9 protein-coding genes are annotated in these 5,625 nt (G+C 49.9%); all 9 read right to left on the minus strand.

Annotation, left to right across the window (positions count from 1 at the left end; translation table 11 throughout):
- Positions 1-111: 111 nt before the first annotated feature.
- Positions 112-462 carry a hypothetical protein gene (locus tag Q8M98_02395; GenBank protein MDP3113604.1) on the minus strand — a complete coding sequence of 117 codons (351 nt, stop codon included), beginning with the start codon at positions 460-462 and terminating at the stop codon, positions 112-114.
- 12 nt (positions 463-474) lie between these two features.
- Positions 475-675, minus strand: coding sequence for a hypothetical protein (locus Q8M98_02400; GenBank protein MDP3113605.1), 201 nt, complete (start codon positions 673-675; stop codon positions 475-477).
- A gap of 27 nt (positions 676-702) precedes the next feature.
- Positions 703-1,248 carry a hypothetical protein gene (locus Q8M98_02405; protein MDP3113606.1) on the minus strand — a complete coding sequence of 182 codons (546 nt, stop codon included), beginning with the start codon at positions 1,246-1,248 and terminating at the stop codon, positions 703-705.
- Positions 1,249-1,599, minus strand: a complete 351-nt coding sequence (locus Q8M98_02410) for a hypothetical protein (GenBank protein MDP3113607.1) — start codon at positions 1,597-1,599, stop codon at positions 1,249-1,251.
- 31 nt (positions 1,600-1,630) lie between these two features.
- Positions 1,631-3,373 (minus strand): XkdF-like putative serine protease domain-containing protein, encoded by a 1,743-nt coding sequence (locus tag Q8M98_02415; protein MDP3113608.1) that lies wholly within the window; start codon positions 3,371-3,373, stop codon positions 1,631-1,633.
- Between the two features lie 46 nt (positions 3,374-3,419).
- Positions 3,420-4,598: a phage portal protein gene (locus Q8M98_02420; GenBank protein ID MDP3113609.1), complete on the minus strand. Its 1,179-nt coding sequence runs from the start codon at positions 4,596-4,598 to the stop codon at positions 3,420-3,422.
- 5 nt (positions 4,599-4,603) lie between these two features.
- The gene (locus Q8M98_02425; protein ID MDP3113610.1) at positions 4,604-5,005 is read right to left on the minus strand and encodes a hypothetical protein; all 402 of its coding nucleotides are present in this window, start codon (positions 5,003-5,005) and stop codon (positions 4,604-4,606) included.
- A complete protein-coding gene (locus tag Q8M98_02430) occupies positions 5,002-5,244 on the minus strand; it encodes a hypothetical protein (protein ID MDP3113611.1) in 243 nt (80 codons plus the stop codon). Before Q8M98_02430 ends, Q8M98_02425 begins: the two co-directional genes overlap by 4 nt.
- Before the next feature lie 195 nt (positions 5,245-5,439).
- Positions 5,440-5,625, minus strand: a 186-nt coding sequence (locus tag Q8M98_02435) for a glycoside hydrolase family protein (protein ID MDP3113612.1), incomplete at its 5' end; no start/stop codon positions are given.

The raw sequence follows: 5,625 nt of genomic DNA on the forward strand, positions 1-5,625 counted from the left end.
AATGCATCCATCACATATCTCCTTTGGGGTCGGCAAGGCAGAGCCGCAGGTACAGTTCAGGCAGTGTGAGACTGTCGAAGTCTTCAGTGGTGAAGCCCAGTTTACGCAGGATCATTTCGAACCTCTCATAGGGGTAGCGGGACTGGCTTTGACCGCTAATCCGAAACTCCCGAGCCAACTTCTGAACCTCTCGCTGTTGGCTCTGATATAGACGAAAAAAGCAGAGATGTACTCCAGGGCTTCTAATGCATCCATCTTGTCCGGGTCCTGGTTCGATATGATACGGATAAGCTCTTTGTCCGCTTCCGAGTCGGAGATGAGTTGGAGTATCTCTACTTCAGATACACTGGTTACCTTGCCGGAGAGGAAGTCCTCTACCTTGGCTTTGAGGGTTGCATTTGATATAGTCAGGCAGAGGATCTGCCGTAGTTGGTTATAGCTTAGTTTGGGTTCAGTTTTCATATTGTGCCGTCCTTATTGGTTGAAGAACATCTTGATGGCAACGCCGATCAGCATAAAGAACTGGGAGGTGGAGACACCCAGAAGTATTTTCATGTTGGTCTCCACTCTCGCCATTCTGGTCACCAATGAGTTATTGCTGTTTCCGTTGCCGTAGATCTCTTCATGTACACTATCAATCTTGTCTTTAATCTCAGGTTTACATTGGCAATCCATGTTCTTATCCTTGGTTGTTGGTTATGCTTAGGTTCCGGCAGGAATGTCCTTGAGGACAAAGACCTTACCGTTGGTGATACCGGAGAACTCGGTGGAGATGACTACCGAGAAGAGACCATCAGCCTCTCCAGACCAGTCCACAGTCCAGCGCAGTCCATTGAAGATCACGACCCGGTCAAAACCTTTGGAGGTTACTACGATGGTAGTGTTCTTACCCATGAAGTTGCTGCTTTCCAGGAAGTTCTTCTGCTTATTGGACAGACCTACGATGGTCAGTTCCACAGTGGAGGTTCGCTTACCGGGCAGGGTATAGTTGCGGGTCTTAAGCTTGGATATCTTGGAATCGGTCTTGCCAGGCTTCTCAGCCAGTTCTCCCATCAGGTCGAAGTTTGTATTCAGTTCGGTCTTTACTGTGCCTTGGTTGGCATAGAGGGTGCCGACATCAGTTTCGGTATAGTTGCCTATCCCGAAGTAGATATCGTCTGCCACCATCACATCCACCAGGGAGATGAAGTGCATATCTGTCTCGGTCATGGGAGCAGGATAGGTTGGCGGTTGAATGGGCTGAGGCATCTAAAATACTCCCTTGATGGCTTTGCCGATACTGAACAGCCACTTACGGTTATGGAAGACGTATTCCACTGCTCCCCCGATTGTGCCGAAGATCTTCATGACCAGGTTGGTCTGGTTACTGGGGAGACTTTTGGTAGCACGCTCGACTGCCAGTTGCTTCTTGGCATAGTCATCGAGGTCCTTGGTGGCAGGGTTGATCTTGATATCCTGGATGATATCGAGGATGATCGCCAGAGCGGAGTTGATCTTGGTCTTATCCAAGGTCTTTCCCGTTATCTTAAAGATGATCCAGACGATCAGGGTGGTGATAAGCCCTAAGATGAAGGCTTGGTTGGAAATGATGAAGTCCATTGATACTCCTTTAATCTATTGTTGTTTGGGGTTAGGTGATTAGCTTGAATACTTTCACGAAGCCGGAGATGTAGGTGATGCCGGGACGGATACGGATGTACCAGTGGTACTTCCAGTCCGCGCCATGATGTTCGACCTTGAGTTCGGCATCAGTACGATAGCCGATGATGATGAACTTGGGCAGTCCACCGATGATGTAATCGTCAGCCATAAGACGAGGCTTTACGGGGATACCGGCAAAGGATACGTTGCCACCTTCCAGCAGCAGACGGTCTCCGGCTCCGGTCTCACGTTTGGCAAGTTCGGCTCTGATACGGATCAGGTCTTTTTGACTGACATAGAACTTGAAGTTCTCCTGCTCTTCCAACATCTCATCCGAGAAAGCCAGGAGAGCGGCTTCGAAGCGTTTCGCCCAGTCGGTATAAGTAGTCTTGGAGAAGTTGGTGACATCGGTAGCGGTGGTAGCGAGCTTGATCACTCCATCCAGACCTTTCAGCTTGGCAGTGGCAGAGACTCTATCACCCTTGAAGATGAGCAGACGGATAGCCTTCTCAGTCTTCTTGGCGATATGGTTCTCCACATAGGCACCGAAGGCATCTTCACCGTACTTGTCCTTATAGAACTCCACCACGTCCCTGCCCAAGGTGAACTCAGCATTGAGTATCCCGGTGGGCACAGAGAGATCAGCAGTGGCTACAGTCTGAGCCGTCAGAGCACCATCCAGGCTATTTTTGAAGACTAGGTCATCGATCAGTCCGGCATCGATCTTCTCGTCCTTGAGGAGCGGGATAATCGAGATATCGGATAGGGTATCACCGGGCTGGCTGCCAATCACCTCATCGATAAACAGAGAAGTGGTATTGGCATTGAGGATGTTCATGGCTTTGCCGGAATCGACATCGGAGATGCCTTTGTAGATCTCCCGGTGGCTCGCCTTGACCACGATCTTGTTGCCATCGATCATGACCTCTTTATCAGCATTAGGATGGTCACCATCGGGCTCTCCCGGTATGGACTTGGAGATGGCTCTGGTCATGGTGACAGAGAGGTCTTTCAAGCTCTTCTCGATGCTCTTGATGGCTTCGGATACGATCACAGTGCCACTGCTCTTCTCAAGCTCAGTGATGCGCTCAGTGATGGCAGTGATGCCATTCTGCATCTCGTTGTTGTTGTTCAGTTCCGCCACCTTACGCAGGCTGCCCAGTTCGTTCTTGATCTCGGCAAGGCTGGCTTCGGTACCGCTGTAGTCATCAGCTCTGCCATAGATGGATACCCCATTGAACTCGCCTTTCTCGACCTTCTGCCAGAGTTCACTCTGCAGGTTCTCGCACTTGAGGACTTGTACCCAAGAGCCGACCTTGGCATCGGGAAAATGCTCTCGGTCGCTAGTCTTGAGGATGTAGTTCTCCACTACGGCAAACTCCGGTACTGGCTGCATGTTATGGTTCACATCGCACTTGCCGACTAAGCCGTGCTTGGCAAAGTGATCACAGGACTTCTGAATCTCTTCCCGGGTGTAATAGTCGCCTTGGGAGTCGTGGATGTTGGGCTCCATCAGAGTGACATAAAGCCGTCCCTGAGTGCCACTCGTTTCACTCTTGAACTTGGTGGAGTTGATCTTGTGTTCGAAGCTTCTGCCACTGGCATTCTTGACCACAAATCCTTTCTGATTAGCCGGGTTCATCTCGTCAAAGAGGAGCGAGACCAGCTCGACTTCCACATTACGCAGTTCGCCTTTCTTGACGATCCTGCTCTTAGTTCCGAAGATATTCACTGTACCTCCTTAGGGTTAGTGATGGGTTGACTGTTATTTAGGTTTTTCATAGATTGCGATTCTGCATAAAGAGCTGCTCATCCGCAGACTGGAGCTTCTCGGTTAGATTGCCGAAGTTGAAGTCATCCGGTGTGAGGTTCCATCCGAACTCGTAGTTGAACTCTATAGCCAGAGTGAGTGCGAGGCGATTCTGCAGGGGTTTGACTACGAAGTGGTAGAACATCAGCATATCGCTTTTGTTATCTCCACCAAGCTGCCCTGGGATAAGCTGTGAGACGATCCTTGCCGGGACCCGGTGATAAGCGAAGATACCTTCTCTCAGGTCTTTCTTAAGAGTGATAAAGCCACCCTCTCTGTCTTGCTGACGCAGTGGCTCGAGACGTATCTTCACATCCCGGCTCTCACTCTCGATTAGGACAGTGGAGTGGCTCTTGGCATTGCCTTTAACCTCGGTAAGTGCCTTCTCGATCTCGGTATAGGCATCGGTCAGTACTTCATTGCCCTGCTCATCGGTTACTGTGCCATCTCTGAGTGTGCCACCTTCCACGATTACGAAGTAATCGATCATGAGTCCGTTCTTGAAGTTGTTATAGTCAAAGGTCTTGATCTCAGAGAGTATCTCCACATTGATGGCTATTGGCAGGCAGGCTAAACCCCAGGCATTGCTCTTGTGGGTGCTCTTCTTGATGTGGATGATATCGGCATAGGCAAAGTCCTTCTTCTGGTTGTTCTTCACTTGTATGTAATTGGGGCGAAAGAAACCAAACTCATCATAGTTCTCCACGATCTGCACTTCAGAAGGAAGCATGCGTTCCAGACCCATCCACTGTCCTTGAGCATTACGCATCTTGATCAGGAAGCCATTACCACAGGCGAGATAGAACTTGATCATCTCTGCCAGGATAGTGGTCTGGTCTTCACAGGCAGGAAACTCGGCAGCTTCCATCCAGGCCTTAACCTGGCTGTTCTTGCAGTCGAACTCCATCACAGTTGCCATAGACAAGGCATCCACACAACCCGAGTGGTACTCATCGGTATCCAGGAGATTGAGTAGATTGCTCATAGAATAGGGCTGAGAGACAACTTTCTTGGTCTCGGCTGCCTTGGAGATCAGTTGCTTGCCGATCCGGCTGCACTTGGATAAGTCAATCGGCTCAGACTTGTACTTAGTATCCAGAAGATCTGTGGCAGAACTGATTGCCAGGTTATAGCCACCCAGTCGCATCACTCTCACGAGGATGCTCCTGTTCCTGCTTTGAGTAGATCGATCTTGGCGATCCTGACCAGTCTGGTGCCATCGATGCGGCTGGTATAGTATTCCACACTGGGCAAGTCCCGGTTCATCAGTTTCAGATAGAAAGAGCGGAACTTCTCTTTGAGTTCGTACAAGTCGGAATCTGGATCATCCACGTTCTGAGCATTGACGATCAGGAAGACTGTCCATGCCAGATCAGTACTCACATACTGTCTTGATGTTCCGTTCTTGCCCGTTTCTGAGTCCAGGATCACGATAGCACAAGGCAACTGCTTGGGGATCACATCCTTGTTGAATTGGATGGTGGGAATATCGGAAAACTTCAGGGCATCGATTATCCGATTCCGGTCAGCGATAAACTTCTCATTTGCGGTCATAGACTTACCTCGATAGAATTGAGTTGTTGATATATCCACTGCTCCCGGTTAGCGATAACCTCAGCGAACACGTTACGGGCAGCAATGCCTTCCCGCTTGATCTTGCCCCGGATGAGATAAGCGATCTCGGCTACGGTCAGTAGCTTCCCTGTCTCTTTATCTGTCCAAGACAGGTGCTTGCGTTCGACCCAAGCGATTAGTGGAGCGATCGGAGTCCAGGAAGGCACTTTGCCACCCAAAACGAAAAGAAATCAGGAAGGGATCATCCTCCGGCATATCTTCTTGGATTGCCCGGGTATAGTGTTCCGGTATAACAACCGAACGTACAATCTCCAGAACTAGCGTTCTATGCTCTTTAAAGATACCATTATCTCCCATATCCTTGGGCAGATTGAGTATGGCGAGCATGGCATCAATCTCGACCGGGATCGGTATCACTTGCCTTTCCTCATCAGCTCAGATAGCTCAATAGCTCTGCGACCGACCTGCTTTGCCCACATGGAAGCAAGCATACCATTGGCAGCCCGTTCCCAGTCTCCGGCAGCTATAAAAGCCAGGGTGTTGTTGAAGCCCATAAGACCACCAATACCCAAGTTGAAACACATGTTCAGCAGCACCGA

The organism is Candidatus Cloacimonadaceae bacterium (assembly GCA_030693415.1).
Lineage (GTDB): Bacteria > Cloacimonadota > Cloacimonadia > Cloacimonadales > Cloacimonadaceae > JAUYAR01.